The following is a 14686-nucleotide window of genomic DNA, read 5'->3' as shown; positions in this document are numbered from 1 at the left end:
GTGGAAATCGCCAGAAAACTTTGATGCCGTGTTATCGGCGTTAAAGGGGTGGGCTTTAGGTTAGTTGTCGGGTAGTCGGCTTGAGTTGATCGCTGTTCTCTCTATCACTGCCCCTCACCCCAGCCCTCTCCCAGAGGTAGAGGGGGCCGACGGAGGTGTCTGGCGTTTTACACCGACCTGAACGATCGAGTCGATTATGGATTCGGAAGAAATCTTTCACGTCAGTGGAGTTCTTCAGTATCCCCCAATCAGTCCCCTCTCCCAGAGGTAGAGGGGGCCGACGGAGGTGTCTGGCGTTTTACACCGACCTGAACGATCGAGTCGATTATGGATTCGGAAGAAATCTTTCACGTCAGTGGAGTTCTTCAGTATCCCCCAATCAGTCCCCTCTCCCAGAGGAGAGGGGGCCGACGGAGGTGTCTGGCGTTTTACACCGACCTGAACGACCGAGTCGATTATGGATTCGGCAGAAATCTTTCACGTCAGTGGAATTCTTCAATATCCCCCGATCAGTCCCCTCTCCCTCTGGGAGAGGGCTAGGGTGAGGGTGTGCTTTTAGCTCTTCATGCCTAGTCGTTTGGCCATGCGCCCCAGATTCGCCCGATCCACCCCCAACTCCCGCGCCGCACTTGCCCAGTTATCCTGATGACGCTCCAGCGCTGCACCGATCAACCGCCGCTGAAACTCATCGGTGGCACTGCGCAAATCACCACCGATCATCGGCATCACGTTGACCAAGTCTGCATTGGCAGGCGCAACCACGTTATCCACAACCTCACGGGGCAAATCCAGATCCGCCGCGCTCAGACTCAGAATCTTCGGCCGCACTTTGCAGTTACCCAGCGCCTTCAGCGCACTGCGCCCGATCAAATGCTCCAGCTCCCGGACATTCCCCGGCCAGGTGTAGGCCAGCAGCGCCTCCTGAGCATCACTGTTCAAGCGCAGGCTGTTGAGGCCCATGCGCGAGCGGTTCTGTTCCAAAAAGAAGCCACTGAGCAGCAACACATCACGCCCACGATCGCGTAGCGCCGGCACTCGCAGCGGATACACGCTCAGACGGTGATAGAAGTCGGCGCGGTAGCGACCGCTGCGCACTTCCTCGGCCAGATCGCGATTGGTCGCTGCAATCAGACGCACATCGACCTGATGCTCCTTGTCCGAACCCAGGCGCTGCAACTGACCGCTCTGCAATACGCGCAGCAACTTGGCCTGAACTGTCAGCGACAGTTCGCCGACTTCATCAAGAAACAGCGTGCCGCCATTGGCCAGTTCGAACTTGCCACGCCGATCGCTGGTGGCGCCGGTGAAGGCGCCGCGCACGTGGCCGAACAGTTCGCTTTCGACCAGCGTGTCGGGCAGGGCGGCGCAGTTGAGGCTGATGATCGGTTTGTCGGCGCGCGCGGAGGCGGCGTGGATGGCTTGGGCTACCAACTCTTTGCCGACCCCGGTTTCGCCGGTGATAAGAACAGTCAGATCGCTGCCACCGACCAGATTGATTTCTTCCACCAGACGTTTGTGCGCCTTGCTCTGGCCGATCATTTCGCGGTGCTGCTGGCCGCTGGCCTGGCGGTAGACCTCGGCGCGCTGATGCTCGTCTTCGGCGCGGGTGGCCAGACGTTCGATGCGTTCGGCCGCATTGACCGTGGCCGAGGCGAGGCTGGCAAAGGCTTGCAGGGCGTCGAGTTCGATCGGCTCGAAACGCTCCGGGTCCAGCGCGTCGAGGGTGATCAGGCCCCAGAGTTTTTCATCGACGAATAAAGGACAGCCGAGGCAGTCGTGAACTTCAAGATGATCGTCGAGGCCATCGACCAAACCGTCATAAGGATCGGGCAAGTCGCTGTCGGCGGCAAAACGCGTCGGCCCGGCGCCGGCCAGCAGAATCTCGAAACGCGGATGCTCGCTGACCTTGAAGCGGCGGCCGAGGGTATCCGTACTCAAACCATCCACCGCCAGCGGCACCAATGATTCGCCATCCAGACGCAACAACGCGGCGGCATCGCAAGGCAGCAAAGCGCGCATGGCTTCGAGCAGGCGCCGATAGCGCTCGCCCTCGGGCAGTTCGCGGGACAGGTCAGCGACCAGAGGCAGCAGGGCGGTAAGCAGGGATTTGGCGGTCATGGTTATGTAGTCAAAGAGACAAGGTGTAGTCGAGATGACTATACGTTCATTTGTGTCGAAATGACTATGAAGGTTTCAAGCTATTGAATTTAAAAGATTAATTAGTTGGCATGAAAGCTGATATCCCTAAGCCAATCTTTCAAGAAAGCGCAGGAGTCACCTTATGCTTAGCGTCCAGGATCGTGCCATCATCAAATCCACTGTGCCTCTGCTGGAAAGCGGCGGCGAGGCGTTGATCACGCATTTCTACCGCATGATGCTCTCCGAATACCCGCAGGTGCGCCCGCTGTTCAACCAGGCGCATCAGGCCAGTGGCGATCAGCCGCGTGCCTTGGCCAACGGCGTGCTGATGTACGCGCGGCACATCGATCAGCTCGACCAGTTGGGCGATCTGGTAGCCAAGATCATCAACAAACACGTCGCCCTGCAGATCCTGCCGGAGCATTACCCGATCGTCGGCAGTTGCCTGCTGCGCGCCATCTCCGAGGTGCTCGGCGAAGAGATCGCCACGCCTGAGGTGATGAGTGCCTGGGGCGCTGCGTACGGGCAACTGGCCGACATCCTGATCGGCGCGGAAGCCGCGATCTATGACCAGAAGGAACACGCCGTCGGCGGCTGGCGCGGTGCGCGGGAATTCATCGTTGCGGCTAAAGTGCAAGAGAGCGCGGAAATCACCTCGTTCTACTTCGAACCGGCGGACAAAGGGCCGATTCTTGCGGCCGAACCGGGTCAGTACATCGGCATGAAGCTGATGCTCGACGGCGAAGAAATCCGTCGCAACTATTCGCTGTCGGCACTGGCCAATAACGGTCAGTACCGCATCAGCGTCAAGCGTGAACCGAACGGTCGCGCGTCCAACTATCTGCATGATCAACTGCACGTCGGCTCGAGCATCCAACTGTTCCCGCCGTCGGGCGAATTCACCCTGGCGGCCAGCGACAAGCCGCTGGTGCTGATCAGTGGCGGCGTCGGCATCACTCCGACTCTGGCGATGCTGGAAGCAGCGCTGGCAACCGAGCGTCCGGTGCACTTTATCCACTGCGCGCGCAACGGCAGCGTCCACGCGTTCCGCGACTGGGTCGATGGGCTGGCGGCGCGTCATCCGCAGCTCAAACGCTTCTATTGCTACGCCGAAGAAGATGGCGTCAGCCCGGCGGCGGACAAGGTTGGCCTGCTCAGCGAAGAACTGCTCGGCCAGTGGCTGCCGGCACAGCGCGATGTCGATGCGTACTTCCTCGGGCCGAAAGGGTTCATGGGCGCGATCAAACGGCACCTGAAAGCGTTGGGCGTGCCGGAGAAGCAGAGCCGTTACGAGTTCTTCGGGCCGGCTGCTGCTCTGGAGTGATCCGAGACCGCCTTGTCTCGTTCGCGAGCAGGCTCGTTCCCACCGGATTTGCGCTCGACGCAGATCCATTGTGGGAGCGAGCCTGCTCGCGAATCTTCTGCGCGCCGCAAAAGCCATGTTGGTTAATCATTCCTTAACCGCTCTATCGTTTATTGCCCCGGTGTAGACTTGCGACAATTTCAGCCGCCGGCCGGCTGGACCATGGACTTACAAAGGAAAGGCAATGAGCGAGGAAACGATGCGGTTGGGGCGTGAGCGGCGCTATCTGGTGTTGCTGGGGATCATCTGCCTGGCATTGATCGGCGGCGCACTTTACATGCAGGTCGTGCTCGGCGAAGCACCTTGCCCGCTGTGCATTCTGCAGCGCTATGCACTGTTGCTGATTGCAGTGTTCGCCTTCATTGGCGCGGGCATGCGCAGCCGTCGCAGCATCACCGTGTTCGAGACGCTGGTGGTGATCTGTGCGATTGCCGGAGCCGGTGTGGCCGGGCATCACGTCTATACGCAGTTCTATCCGGCGGTGAGCTGTGGCGTCGATGTGCTGCAGCCGATTGTCGATGACCTGCCGCTGGCAAAGATCTTCCCGCTGGGCTTCCAGGTTGACGGTTTCTGCTCGACGCCGTATCCGCCGATCCTCGGTCTGTCGCTGGCGCAATGGGCGCTGGTGGCGTTCGTGCTGGTGGTGATTCTGGTGCCTCTGCTGACCTCGCGTAATCGAAAAGCACTGCGCTGAGTCAACTTCTCGGCAGAGCTGCCGATAAACAAAACGCCCCGATTTTCGCTGATGAAAATCGGGGCGTTTTGCATTTCAGAGCGTTTGTGAAAACACCGTGACGAACGGCAATGAAGCGTGCGGCAAATGTGCGACATGTTGTCACACAGGAGCTGTCGCAGGGACTCGGGATGCGGCGGATTGGCCGCCTGTTACATAAAAACATTGGCCAGTTTCAGCGTTTTCGGGCTTCAGCACGAACGTACCAGAGCAGGCAGTTTTAACAGGCACCGGCAGATGGGCGAAGCCCTTGGAACATCGGGCTTTGCGCCGCTCCAGCGTTTGTAGATCGGGTGCAGAGCTGTCTGATTTGAGGCGGTTACGCTGGCAGATTTTGCCGCTTTTATTGAGAAACGCTTTCGATAACTTGCGCAACTTTTGCAAAAATGGCGATGGATTGTTGCTCTGAGTGATAAAAATTATTTCGGGATAAGACATGGTGTATAGGGCGCTACCTATCTACAATCGCCCGCACTGAATTCCCGACGCTGTTCAGCCTTTATCAAGGAACTGATCAGGAGGTCGGGTGTCGAGCGAGCCGCGAGGTTTTCGAGACACCCTGGTGTCGGTGCCTTTCCAATTTTCCGCACCAAATGGAATTGGTCTGTAACAAGGCCTTTGACCACGAATTCGAATAAGAACTGAACGCTGTCCCAAGGTTTTGTCGAGCGTCAGACGCGCGACGGGCGGCCCTTATTCAATCCAAAGAAAATGCCAACCCTTGGCAGGGTGAAGTGTTGGCGATCAAAACCCAACTGCATTGCGCAAGCTGCTTTAGAGGTCGTGAGATGAGTAAAAACAGGTACCCCAGATTACTAGGCCTAGTGCCGCTGCTCGGCACGTTGTTGCTGGGAGGCTGCAACATGACCTTGCTCAATCCAACGGGCCAGGTCGGCCTGGAACAGCGCAACCTGATCATCACCGCCACGCTGCTGATGCTGTTGGTCGTCGTGCCGGTCATCGTCATGACCTTCCTGTTTGCCTGGAAGTACCGCGCTTCGAACAAGAACGCCGTCTACACGCCGAAGTGGTCGCACTCGACCAAGATCGAAGTGGCCGTATGGACCATCCCGGTGCTGATCATCATCGCCCTGGGCTACATCACTTACATCTCCACTCACGAGCTGGACCCGTATCGTCCGATCGAGTCTGACGTCAAGCCGGTGACCATCGAAGTCGTCGCGCTGGACTGGAAGTGGCTGTTCATCTACCCGGAACAAGGCATTGCCACGGTCAACAAGATCGTGTTCCCGGCGCACACGCCAATCAACTTCAAGATCACCTCCGACGCCGTGATGAACTCGTTCTTCATCCCGGGCCTGGGCGGCCAGATCTACGCGATGGCGGGCATGCAGACCAAGCTGCACCTGATCGCTGACCGCAACGCTGAAATGGACGGTATCTCCGCCAACTACAGCGGTGCCGGTTTCACCGGTATGAAATTCAAGGCTATCTCCACCACTCAGGAAGATTTCGACGCCTGGGTAAGTGAAGTCAAGAAGTCGCCTAAACAGCTTGATCAGGCTGAATACGCGGCCCTGGCCAAACCGAGCCAGAACAACCCAGTCGAACTCTACTCGTCGGTCACGCCGAACCAGTTCCAGATCATCGTCGACAAGTACGAAGGTATGAAGCCGGGCAAGCCGCTGAAGCACGAGAAGAAAGAGAAAGAAGTGGCGGCCACGGATATTGACGCGGGTTCGCATTCAGCTGCCGGGGCAGAGGAGTAAACGATGTTTGGTAAATTAAGTTGGGAAGCAGTCCCATTCCACGAGCCGATCGTGATGGTGACCATCGCCATGATCGCCCTCGGTGGTCTGGCGCTGTTCGCTGCGATCACTTACTTCAAGAAGTGGACGTACCTGTGGACCGAGTGGCTGACTTCGGTCGACCACAAGAAAATCGGCGTGATGTACATCATCGTCGCCATGGTCATGCTGCTGCGCGGCTTTGCCGATGCGATCATGATGCGTACCCAGCTGGCCATGGCCACCGAGGGTTCGCCTGGCTACCTGCCACCTGAACACTATGACCAGATCTTCACCGCTCACGGTGTGATCATGATCATCTTCATGGCGATGCCATTCTTCACCGGCCTGATGAACCTTGCAGTGCCGCTGCAGATCGGCGCGCGTGACGTTGCGTTCCCGTTCCTGAACTCCCTGAGCTTCTGGCTGCTGGTGTCCGGCGTTGTGCTGATCAACCTGTCGCTGGGTATCGGTGAATTCGCCAAGACCGGTTGGGTTGCGTATCCGCCGCTGTCGGGTCTGCAATACAGCCCTGGCGTGGGTATGGATTACTACATCTGGGCGCTACAGCTATCCGGATTGGGTACGACGTTAACCGGGGTCAACTTCCTCGCGACCGTACTGAAAATGCGTACCCCTGGCATGAAACTGATGGACATGCCGATCTTCACCTGGACCTGCACCTGGGCAAACGTTCTGATCGTGGCTTCGTTCCCGATCCTGACCGCTACCCTGGCACTGCTGACCCTTGACCGTTACATGGATTTCCACATTTTCACCAATGAACTTGGTGGCAATCCGATGATGTACGTCAACCTGTTCTGGGCGTGGGGCCACCCTGAGGTTTACATCCTGATCCTGCCGGCCTTCGGCATCTTCTCGGAAGTGATCTCGGCCTTCACCGGCAAGAAACTGTTCGGCCACCACTCGATGATCTACGCCTCGGGCGCGATCTCGGTACTGGGCTTCATGGTCTGGCTGCACCACTTCTTCACCATGGGTTCGGGTGCAAGCGTCAACGCCTTCTTCGGTCTGGCGACGATGCTGATTTCCATCCCGACGGGTGTGAAGCTGTTCAACTGGCTGTTCACCATCTACCAAGGCCGTCTGCGCTTCACCAGCCAGGTAATGTGGACACTGGGCTTCATGGTGACCTTCGCCATCGGCGGCATGACCGGCGTACTGCTGGCCATCCCGGGTGCTGACTTCGTGCTGCACAACAGCCTGTTCGTGATCGCGCACTTCCACAACGTGATCATCGGCGGTGCGGTATTCGGTTACATCGCTGGCTTCGCGTTCTACTTCCCGAAAGCGTTCGGCTTCAAGCTGCACGAAGGCTGGGGTAAAGCAGCGTTCTGGTTCTGGATCTCGGGCTTCTTCGTCGCGTTCATGCCGCTCTATGCACTGGGCTTCATGGGCATGACCCGTCGTCTGAACGCCACCACCAACCCTGAGTGGGTACCGTACCTGTACGTTGCCATGTTCGGTGCGGTGATGATTGCTGTGGGTATCGCCTGCCAACTGATCCAGCTGTACGTCAGTGTGCGCGACCGCAACAAGCCAGAGAACGTTTGCGATCACGGTGACCCGTGGAATGCACACACCCTGGAATGGTCGACCTCGTCGCCACCACCGTTCTACAACTTCGCTGTGCTGCCTAAGGCTGACTGCATCGACCCGTTCACCGAAGCCAAGGAAAACGGTACTGCGTACCAGCGTCCGGCCAAGTACGAGCCGATCCACATGCCGAACAACACCGCCACTGGCGTGGTGATGGGCGCGCTGTTGACCGTCTTCGGTTTCGCGATGATCTGGCACATCTGGTGGCTGGCGATCGCAAGCTTGGTGGGCACCGTCGTTTACTTCGTGATCCACGCTGCACGTGACGACCAGGGCTATATGGTTCCGGTTGAAACGATCGAGCGTATCGAAGCCGAGCAGCACAAGCGTCTGGTCGCGGCAGGGAAAATCCCGGCCAATGCCACCCGTGTTGAAACCTCGTTGGAACAGGCTTAAACCATGTCGAACTTAGTGACCAATGTTGGACACGCCCATGGTGACCATGGGCACGATGACCATCACCACGACTCGGGCGAGATGACCGTATACGGTTTCTGGCTCTACCTGATGACCGACTGCATTCTGTTTGCGTCGATCTTCGCGGTGTACGCAGTACTGGTAAACAACGTTGCCGGTGGCCCGTCGGGCCACGACATCTTCGAACTGCCTTACGTGCTGGGCGAAACCGCTCTGCTGTTGTTCAGTTCGATCACCTACGGCTTCGCCATGCTGGCGTTGTACAAGGGCAAGAAGCAGGCGGTCCTGGGCTGGTTGTTCATGACCTTCCTGCTCGGCGCGGGCTTCATCGCCATGGAGATCAACGAGTTCCACCTGCTGATCTCCGAGGGCTTCGGTCCTAGCCGTTCGGGCTTCCTGTCGGCGTTCTTCACCCTGGTCGGCACCCACGGTCTGCACGTTTCGGCCGGTCTGATCTGGATGGGCATCATGATGTATCAGGTCAACAAGCATGGCCTGACGTCGACCAACAAGACCCGTCTGAGCTGCCTGAGCCTGTTCTGGCACTTCCTGGACGTGGTCTGGATTTGCGTCTTCACCGTTGTTTACCTGATGGGGACTCTGTAATGGCTAATGCACACTCCCATGACAGCCACGATGCTGGCCACGGCAGCGTCAAGTCGTACGCCATCGGCTTCATCCTGTCGGTAATCCTGACCGTCATTCCGTTCGGTCTGGTGATGTACCCGACCCTGCCGAAGTCGACGACGCTGGCAATCGTTCTGCTGTTCGCAGTGATCCAGGTAATCGTTCACCTGTATTACTTCCTGCACCTGGACCGTTCCATTGCACAGCGTAACAACGTGATCGCATTCGTCTTTACGGCGATTGTGATCGTGCTGCTGGTTGGCCTGTCGCTGTGGATCATGTTCAGCATCCACACGTACATGATGGCGAAGTGAGGTAGACCCGATGTCGCTCAAGCACTTTATCCAAATCACCAAACCGGGGATCATTTTCGGTAACGTGCTTTCTGTGGCAGGCGGGTTCTTCCTGGCCTCGAAAGGGCATGTCGATCTGGCGGTGTTTCTGGCCGCCATGATCGGTACTTCCCTGGTCGTGGCCTCCGGTTGCGTGTTCAACAACTGCATCGACCGCGACATCGACCTGAAGATGGAACGCACCAAGAACCGTGTGCTGGTCCAGGGCCTCATCTCCCTGAAACTGGCCCTGGTTTACGCGACCATTCTGGGTGTTCTCGGCGTTGCCTTGTTGTACAAGGTGGCCAACCCGTTGGCTGCCTTGTTCGCAGTAATCGGCTTCATCATCTACGTCGGCTTCTACAGCCTGTACCTCAAGCGCAAGTCGGTTCACGGCACGCTGGTGGGCAGTCTGTCGGGCGCCATGCCGCCAGTGATCGGTTACGTTGCCGTGACCAACAGCTTCGACATGGCCGCACTGACCCTGCTGGTGATGTTCAGCCTGTGGCAGATGCCGCATTCCTACGCCATCGCGATTTTCCGTTTCAATGATTACCTGGCCGCATCGATTCCGGTGCTGCCAGTGAAACGCGGCATTCAAGTGGCGAAGAAGCACATCCTGCTCTACATCCTGGCGTTCCTCGTGGCGACCTTGATGCTGACCTTCAGCGGCTACGCCGGCATGAGCTACCTAGCCGTCGCCGCCGCCATGGGCATGTACTGGCTGTACATGGCCTGGACCGGCTACAAGGCAGTCGATGACACCGTCTGGGCACGCAAGCTGTTCGTGTTCTCGATCTTCACCATCACTGCGTTGAGCGTCATGATGTCCCTGGACTTCAAGGTGCCGACAGAGCTGTTGCTGACGTACGCGCCGTAAGGTTTGCAAGCTTCAGGAAAAACCCCGCACGTTGAGAGATGTGCGGGGTTTTTTGTTTATTCGAGCAGCGATTTGTTGATAGGCTGTCTATAGTCAAGCTGCTTATAGTTTGGCTATGCGAACAATCTTTTTTGAAACAACGATATTTACCAAAAGCGTTGGCCGCTATCTGACGGACGACGAATATCGAACATTGCAGAACTACCTTCAGAGCAATCCGCTTGCGGGCGATGTAATGCCTCGAACGGGTGGCTTCCGTAAGCTGCGCTGGGCTGACTCTCGCCGTGGCAAGGGAAGACGAGGCGGCTTGCGGGTTCTCTACTATTGTCTTATGAATGATGGTCAGTTCTGGATGTTCGCCATTTACGACAAAGATGAGCTTTAGAAGCTGACTGCCGAGCAAGAGAGGGCACTCAGGACAGCCATTGATAAAGAGTTGAAAAAACGAGGTACCCCATGAAAAAACGCGACCTGTTTGCAGAGTTAATGCAGGGCGTTGATGAGATGGCGGCTCAACGCGAGGGCAAGATCACACTGCGCAATACAGTGCTTGAGGACAAGCCTGTACCTGAAGTGGGCGCACAGGAAATTGTTGCTCTTCGAGAAAAACTGCATATGTCTCAAGCTGTTTTTGCCAGTCGAATCAGGACAAGTCCAAACACCCTTCGAAATTGGGAGCAGGAAAAGTCGAAGCCCAATGCTCAAGCAGCCTTATTGATACGACTGGTTGAAAAATTTCCAGATATGGTTGAGCGCTTGAACACTGTTTGAGCGCCGCTGAAGACCAGCTTGTGGTCCGGGGCATCCGAAAGGTTTAGGGCCTTTTGTTCCATCTACGCTGGTTGCACAACTTAGGCAAACGCCATAGATTTGGATCCAACCTCGACAGTAGTAGCTCCAAGCCATCCTTCGGTGCTCGACTGTCCTAACCCGTGCATTGATCAAAAGGCTGGGCGCAATGACCGAACGGATGACCTGCGATGAGCGTTTTATCGCCCTGGCCGAAGAACTCAACTACGACATCTATGGCGAGAACACCGCCGGTGGCAATTACGCGCCGCTGATCCGTCATCACGACGAGCTCTACATCAGCGGCATGGTGCCGCGGGTCAATGGCAAGATCCTCTATCCCGGTCGCGTGGGGCTGGAATTGAACCTCAAGGATGCGCAAGCCGCCGCAAGCATCAGCGCGATGCGTTGCCTGGCGCTGATCGTCGATGCGGTGGGTTCACTGGACAAGATTCGTGCGTTGTTGCGGGTCACGGTGTATGTGAAATCGACCGCCGACTTCGTCGACCTGAGCGAAGTGGCCAACGGCGCTTCGGATGTGTTCAGCCATGTGCTGGGCGATGCCGGACGGCATACGCGCACGACCATCGGCGTGTATCAGTTGCCGAAGAATGCGGCGATTGAAGTGGACATGATTGCGGCGTTGCATCCTTCGGCTTGAGGGGGGGGGGGGTAGCGGTTTGCCCTCACCCTAACCCTCTCCCGGAGGGAGAAGGGACTGACTGAGGGGCTCTCAAGATATACGCCGACCTGAAATACCGAGCCGAACTCAGGTTTGAAAATCACACAAGTCGGCTCCCTCTCCCTCGGGAGAGGGCTGGGGTGAGGGGCGAGGATTTTCGCCTCCTCACGAATCACAAGCCGGACAACAAAAAGCCCCGCCTGAATCTCAGTGCGGGGCTTTTTCGTACAGCGGCTGCGCTATTACTGCGCCGCGATGCTGTACCCGTCAAACGCCGTCTGCTGCTGCAGCGCGGTGATGATGTTCTTGCGGTTCACCGCCTGTTCGGTACCGGCGTTATCGACGAAGGTTTCGCTTTCCAGCTCGGCTTCATCGCCTTCACCCACGAAAGTGAAACCGAGGAATTCCAGTGCCTCACGGTCAACATTCAGGCGCGAACGCGGCGTGCGCATTGGCAGGGTCACGCTGGCGCCGTCCTTGCTGATGGTGAAGATTTCCACTTCTTTCTTCTTCGCAGCTTTGCTCTTGCCGCCGCTCGGATTGCTGATCGCCTGATGGGTCTGATTCAGCACTTTCAGCGCCAGACCATAAACGATTTCCTGGAATGCCGGATCGTCCTTGAAGCTGGACAGAATGCGTCCGATCGAGAACTTGCTGCTCAGGTCTTCCAGCGCGGCAATATCGGCTGCCTCAGCGTCTTTCAGGCGCTTGAGTTCGCCCATCAGCTCGTACGCCTTGTCGTCATCAAAACTGTCATGCGCCTGACGGATCGCCGCACGCAATTCGCGGATCTGGTCGCTTTCGCGGGTCGACTGGAACGCGTCCAGGACCATCTCGCTGATGATTTTGGCTTGAGGCAGGTGTTGTGAAAGATTGATGGAGTTTTCGTATTCCGCTTTGGACGACTGGGTGACTACGGATTCAGCGGTGTTGAAATCGGACATTGAAATTTCACTACTTTTTAACTTGAGTTGAGGCGAGAAAGCACGAGGTCTTTTTCAGGCCGACTAATTTAGGGGAGCGGGGCGGCGTTGTCACGGAGCAACGGTCTGGTGGTCGGGATTTTTCCCGGCGTGCGTTATTTTCCGAGCATGGCGTCAGCGGGTTTCCCCCACGTACGCATCGCAAACTCGACAAAGCGTCTCAGCTTCGGCAATCGATAGCGATCCTGCGCATACAACAGATGCATCGGCCTGCTTGGCGGTTGGTAGTCCGTCATTACCCTGACCAGTTTGCCGTCGCGCAGATCCTGCTCCACCAGCGCGTCGGGCAGCATCATGATGCCCATGCCGTTGCGCGCCGCCTGGTGCAGACCGGCGGAGCTGTTGATCAGCATCGGCCCGCTGACGTCGACGAGGACTTCACCTTCCGGGCCGCTCAGACGCCAGCGTTTTTCCACCGATTGCCAGTCATCCCCAGCCGGGTAGGCGAAGGACAGGCAATCGTGTTGCTGCAAATCCTGTGGCGTGTGCGGCATGCCGCGCCGCGCGATGTATTCGGGGGAGGCGCAGACCGTCAGGGTGTAGTCGATCAAGGGCCGGGCGATCAGGTTGGATTGGTCGAAATTGCCCAGGCGGAATGCGACATCGAGGCCGTTCTCCAGCAGATCCGGGCGGCTGTTGGTCAGCACCACGTCGAGCTTCACCTGTGGATAAAGCAAGGAATATTCGCTGAGAGCCGGGGTGAGTCGTTCAACGCCGAAGGTCAGCGGCGCGGTGATACGAAGCAAACCGCGCGGCTCGTCCGACGCTTGTTCAGCAAGGCGTTCGGAGTCGGCCACCAGGCCGAGCACTTCCAGGCAGCGCTGATAATAGACGCTGCCGAATTCGGTCAGGCGCTGGCGGCGCGTGGTGCGTTGCAGCAGTTGCACGCCGAGCCGTTGCTCCAGCGCGCGCAGATGATTGCCCACCATCGTCGTCGACATTTCGCACTTCGCAGCGGCGGCCGTCATGCTCCCGGTTTCGACCACTTTGACGTAGACGCCCATCGACTGAAACAAGTCCATTATCAAGCTCGGCTTTTAAATGATTGAAGTTTTTCCGAGTTTATCCAGCTCAGGTGGCTAACCATACTGCAAAAACACCGACCTGCAATGGAGTTTCACGTCATGACCGCCGCCCTGATGAACACCTACCAACCACTGGCCCTGAGTTTCACCAAGGGCCTGGGCACGCGTCTGTGGGATCAGGCGGGGCGCGAATATCTGGATGCCGTTGCCGGTGTGGCAGTGACCAATGTCGGCCACTCGCATCCGCGCATCGTTGCGGCGATCAGCGAGCAAGCGGGATTGCTGTTGCACACCTCCAACCTATACAGCATCGACTGGCAACTACAACTGGCCAAACGGCTGACGGCGTTGTCGGGGATGGAGCGCGCGTTCTTCAACAACTCCGGCGCCGAAGCGAACGAGACGGCACTGAAACTGGCGCGCCTTTACGGCTGGCGCAAAGGCATCGAGCAGCCGCTGGTGGTGGTCATGGCCAACGCGTTTCATGGCCGCACCCTTGGCACCTTGTCCGCCAGCGATGGCCCGGCAGTGCGGCTGGGCTTCAACGAACTGCCAGGGGACTTCGTCAAAGTGCCGTTCGGCGATCTCCCGGCGCTGGAGCAAATACAGCGCAAACACGGCGCGCGCATCGTGGCGATTCTGGTCGAACCGATCCAGGGCGAAAGCGGCGTACAAATCGCACCGCCGGGTTATCTCAAGGCCCTGCGCGACCTGTGCAATCGCCACGCGTGGCTGCTGATGCTCGATGAAATCCAGACCGGCATCGGCCGCACCGGGCAGTGGTTCGCCTTTCAGCACGAAGGCATCGTGCCCGATGTCATGACCCTGGCCAAAGGCTTGGGCAATGGCGTGCCGATCGGCGCCTGCCTGGCCCGTGGCCGCGCGGCCGACCTGTTCACCCCGGGCAGCCATGGCAGCACTTTCGGCGGCAATCCACTGGCCTGCCGGGTCGGCTGCACGGTGCTGGACATCATCGAAGAACAAGGCCTGCTGGCGAATGCGCGGGTGCAGGGCGCACGGCTGCTGGAACGCTTGCGCGCCGAATTGGCAGACAACCCGAACGTGCTGGCAATCCGGGGGCAGGGCCTCATGATCGGTATCGAACTGAAACAACCGGTGCGCGACCTGACGCTGATCGCTGCGCGGGATCACGGCTTGTTGATCAACGTGACTCGTGGCAAGACCATCAGGTTGCTCCCGCCGCTGACGATTGATGAGCGCGAGGTGGGGATGATTGTCAGAGGGGTTGGGCGGGCTCTGGCCGCACATTGATTGGTCTGCGCAAAACCCTGTGGGAGCGAGCCTGCTCGCGAAAGCGGTCGACTATTCACAGTAGGTGTCGACTGAA

Annotated in this window: 14 protein-coding genes and 1 pseudogene; 11 read left to right on the top strand and 4 right to left on the bottom strand. The window is 58.0% G+C overall.

What is annotated here, in order from left to right; translation table 11 throughout:
* Window positions 1-555: 555 nt before the first annotated feature.
* Window positions 556-2118 carry a nitric oxide reductase transcriptional regulator NorR gene (gene norR / locus AB9L16_RS21035; RefSeq protein WP_056790187.1) on the bottom strand — a complete coding sequence of 521 codons (1563 nt, stop codon included), beginning with the start codon at window positions 2116-2118 and terminating at the stop codon, window positions 556-558.
* A gap of 163 nt (window positions 2119-2281) precedes the next feature.
* On the opposite strand from norR, the gene hmpA reads away from it, so the two are divergent.
* A complete protein-coding gene (hmpA, locus tag AB9L16_RS21030) occupies window positions 2282-3463 on the top strand; it encodes an NO-inducible flavohemoprotein (protein ID WP_375122663.1) in 1182 nt (393 codons plus the stop codon).
* 223 nt (window positions 3464-3686) lie between these two features.
* Window positions 3687-4196 carry a disulfide bond formation protein B gene (locus AB9L16_RS21025; RefSeq protein WP_041479949.1) on the top strand — a complete coding sequence of 170 codons (510 nt, stop codon included), beginning with the start codon at window positions 3687-3689 and terminating at the stop codon, window positions 4194-4196.
* A 141-nt stretch (window positions 4197-4337) separates the two neighbouring features.
* Here AB9L16_RS21025 and AB9L16_RS21020 read toward each other — a convergent pair whose 3' ends face one another.
* Complete coding sequence (locus tag AB9L16_RS21020; protein WP_156089191.1) at window positions 4338-4673, bottom strand: hypothetical protein; 336 nt, start codon at window positions 4671-4673, stop codon at window positions 4338-4340.
* A gap of 350 nt (window positions 4674-5023) precedes the next feature.
* On the opposite strand from AB9L16_RS21020, the gene cyoA reads away from it, so the two are divergent.
* The 8 genes and pseudogenes from cyoA (at window position 5024) to AB9L16_RS20980 (ending at window position 11309) form a co-directional block, all read left to right on the top strand.
* Window positions 5024-5965 (top strand): ubiquinol oxidase subunit II, encoded by a 942-nt coding sequence (gene cyoA / locus AB9L16_RS21015; protein ID WP_024014231.1) that lies wholly within the window; start codon window positions 5024-5026, stop codon window positions 5963-5965.
* A 3-nt stretch (window positions 5966-5968) separates the two neighbouring features.
* On the top strand, window positions 5969-7999 hold the full coding sequence (cyoB, locus tag AB9L16_RS21010; RefSeq protein WP_016773302.1) for a cytochrome o ubiquinol oxidase subunit I: 2031 nt from the start codon (window positions 5969-5971) through the stop codon (window positions 7997-7999).
* Between the two features lie 3 nt (window positions 8000-8002).
* Window positions 8003-8626: a cytochrome o ubiquinol oxidase subunit III gene (gene cyoC / locus AB9L16_RS21005; protein ID WP_016773303.1), complete on the top strand. Its 624-nt coding sequence runs from the start codon at window positions 8003-8005 to the stop codon at window positions 8624-8626.
* Window positions 8626-8961, top strand: coding sequence for a cytochrome o ubiquinol oxidase subunit IV (gene cyoD / locus AB9L16_RS21000; protein WP_011335842.1), 336 nt, complete (start codon window positions 8626-8628; stop codon window positions 8959-8961). Before cyoC ends, cyoD begins: the two co-directional genes overlap by 1 nt.
* Before the next feature lie 10 nt (window positions 8962-8971).
* Window positions 8972-9859, top strand: coding sequence for a heme o synthase (gene cyoE, locus AB9L16_RS20995; RefSeq protein WP_016773305.1), 888 nt, complete (start codon window positions 8972-8974; stop codon window positions 9857-9859).
* Window positions 9860-9974: 115 nt separating this feature from the next.
* Window positions 9975-10319: pseudogene (locus AB9L16_RS20990) on the top strand (toxin).
* Complete coding sequence (locus AB9L16_RS20985) at window positions 10316-10630, top strand: DNA-binding transcriptional regulator (RefSeq protein ID WP_041479944.1); 315 nt, start codon at window positions 10316-10318, stop codon at window positions 10628-10630. Before AB9L16_RS20990 ends, AB9L16_RS20985 begins: the two are co-directional and overlap by 4 nt.
* 187 nt (window positions 10631-10817) lie before the next feature.
* Window positions 10818-11309: a RidA family protein gene (locus AB9L16_RS20980; protein ID WP_016773306.1), complete on the top strand. Its 492-nt coding sequence runs from the start codon at window positions 10818-10820 to the stop codon at window positions 11307-11309.
* A gap of 263 nt (window positions 11310-11572) precedes the next feature.
* Here AB9L16_RS20980 and AB9L16_RS20975 read toward each other — a convergent pair whose 3' ends face one another.
* Together AB9L16_RS20975 and AB9L16_RS20970 are read right to left on the bottom strand one after the other, a co-directional pair.
* Window positions 11573-12274: a hypothetical protein gene (locus AB9L16_RS20975; RefSeq protein ID WP_016773307.1), complete on the bottom strand. Its 702-nt coding sequence runs from the start codon at window positions 12272-12274 to the stop codon at window positions 11573-11575.
* Window positions 12275-12408: 134 nt separating this feature from the next.
* On the bottom strand, window positions 12409-13335 hold the full coding sequence (locus tag AB9L16_RS20970) for a LysR family transcriptional regulator (RefSeq protein WP_122507822.1): 927 nt from the start codon (window positions 13333-13335) through the stop codon (window positions 12409-12411).
* A gap of 102 nt (window positions 13336-13437) precedes the next feature.
* On the opposite strand from AB9L16_RS20970, the gene AB9L16_RS20965 reads away from it, so the two are divergent.
* The gene (locus AB9L16_RS20965) at window positions 13438-14610 is read left to right on the top strand and encodes an aspartate aminotransferase family protein (RefSeq protein ID WP_375122660.1); all 1173 of its coding nucleotides are present in this window, start codon (window positions 13438-13440) and stop codon (window positions 14608-14610) included.
* Window positions 14611-14686: the final 76 nt, after the last annotated feature.

The sequence above is a fragment of the Pseudomonas sp. LW8 genome, from assembly GCF_041956865.1.
Classification (GTDB): Bacteria; Pseudomonadota; Gammaproteobacteria; order Pseudomonadales; family Pseudomonadaceae; genus Aquipseudomonas; species Aquipseudomonas siliginis.
The sequence above is the reverse complement of the archived record's forward strand: the minus strand, read 5'-3'. Positions and strand labels throughout refer to the sequence as shown.

Coding starts and splice junctions, on each gene's coding strand:
- norR (WP_056790187.1), bottom strand. CDS start 2,118: ATGACCGCCAAATCCCTGCTTACCGCCCTGCTGCCTCTGGTCGCTGAC.
- AB9L16_RS20970 (WP_122507822.1), bottom strand. CDS start 13,335: ATGGACTTGTTTCAGTCGATGGGCGTCTACGTCAAAGTGGTCGAAACC.
- cyoC (WP_016773303.1), top strand. CDS start 8,003: ATGTCGAACTTAGTGACCAATGTTGGACACGCCCATGGTGACCATGGG.
- AB9L16_RS20975 (WP_016773307.1), bottom strand. CDS start 12,274: ATGTCCGATTTCAACACCGCTGAATCCGTAGTCACCCAGTCGTCCAAA.
- hmpA (WP_375122663.1), top strand. CDS start 2,282: ATGCTTAGCGTCCAGGATCGTGCCATCATCAAATCCACTGTGCCTCTG.
- cyoB (WP_016773302.1), top strand. CDS start 5,969: ATGTTTGGTAAATTAAGTTGGGAAGCAGTCCCATTCCACGAGCCGATC.
- cyoD (WP_011335842.1), top strand. CDS start 8,626: ATGGCTAATGCACACTCCCATGACAGCCACGATGCTGGCCACGGCAGC.
- AB9L16_RS20985 (WP_041479944.1), top strand. CDS start 10,316: ATGAAAAAACGCGACCTGTTTGCAGAGTTAATGCAGGGCGTTGATGAG.
- cyoA (WP_024014231.1), top strand. CDS start 5,024: ATGAGTAAAAACAGGTACCCCAGATTACTAGGCCTAGTGCCGCTGCTC.
- cyoE (WP_016773305.1), top strand. CDS start 8,972: ATGTCGCTCAAGCACTTTATCCAAATCACCAAACCGGGGATCATTTTC.
- AB9L16_RS21025 (WP_041479949.1), top strand. CDS start 3,687: ATGAGCGAGGAAACGATGCGGTTGGGGCGTGAGCGGCGCTATCTGGTG.
- AB9L16_RS20980 (WP_016773306.1), top strand. CDS start 10,818: ATGACCGAACGGATGACCTGCGATGAGCGTTTTATCGCCCTGGCCGAA.
- AB9L16_RS21020 (WP_156089191.1), bottom strand. CDS start 4,673: ATGTCTTATCCCGAAATAATTTTTATCACTCAGAGCAACAATCCATCG.
- AB9L16_RS20965 (WP_375122660.1), top strand. CDS start 13,438: ATGACCGCCGCCCTGATGAACACCTACCAACCACTGGCCCTGAGTTTC.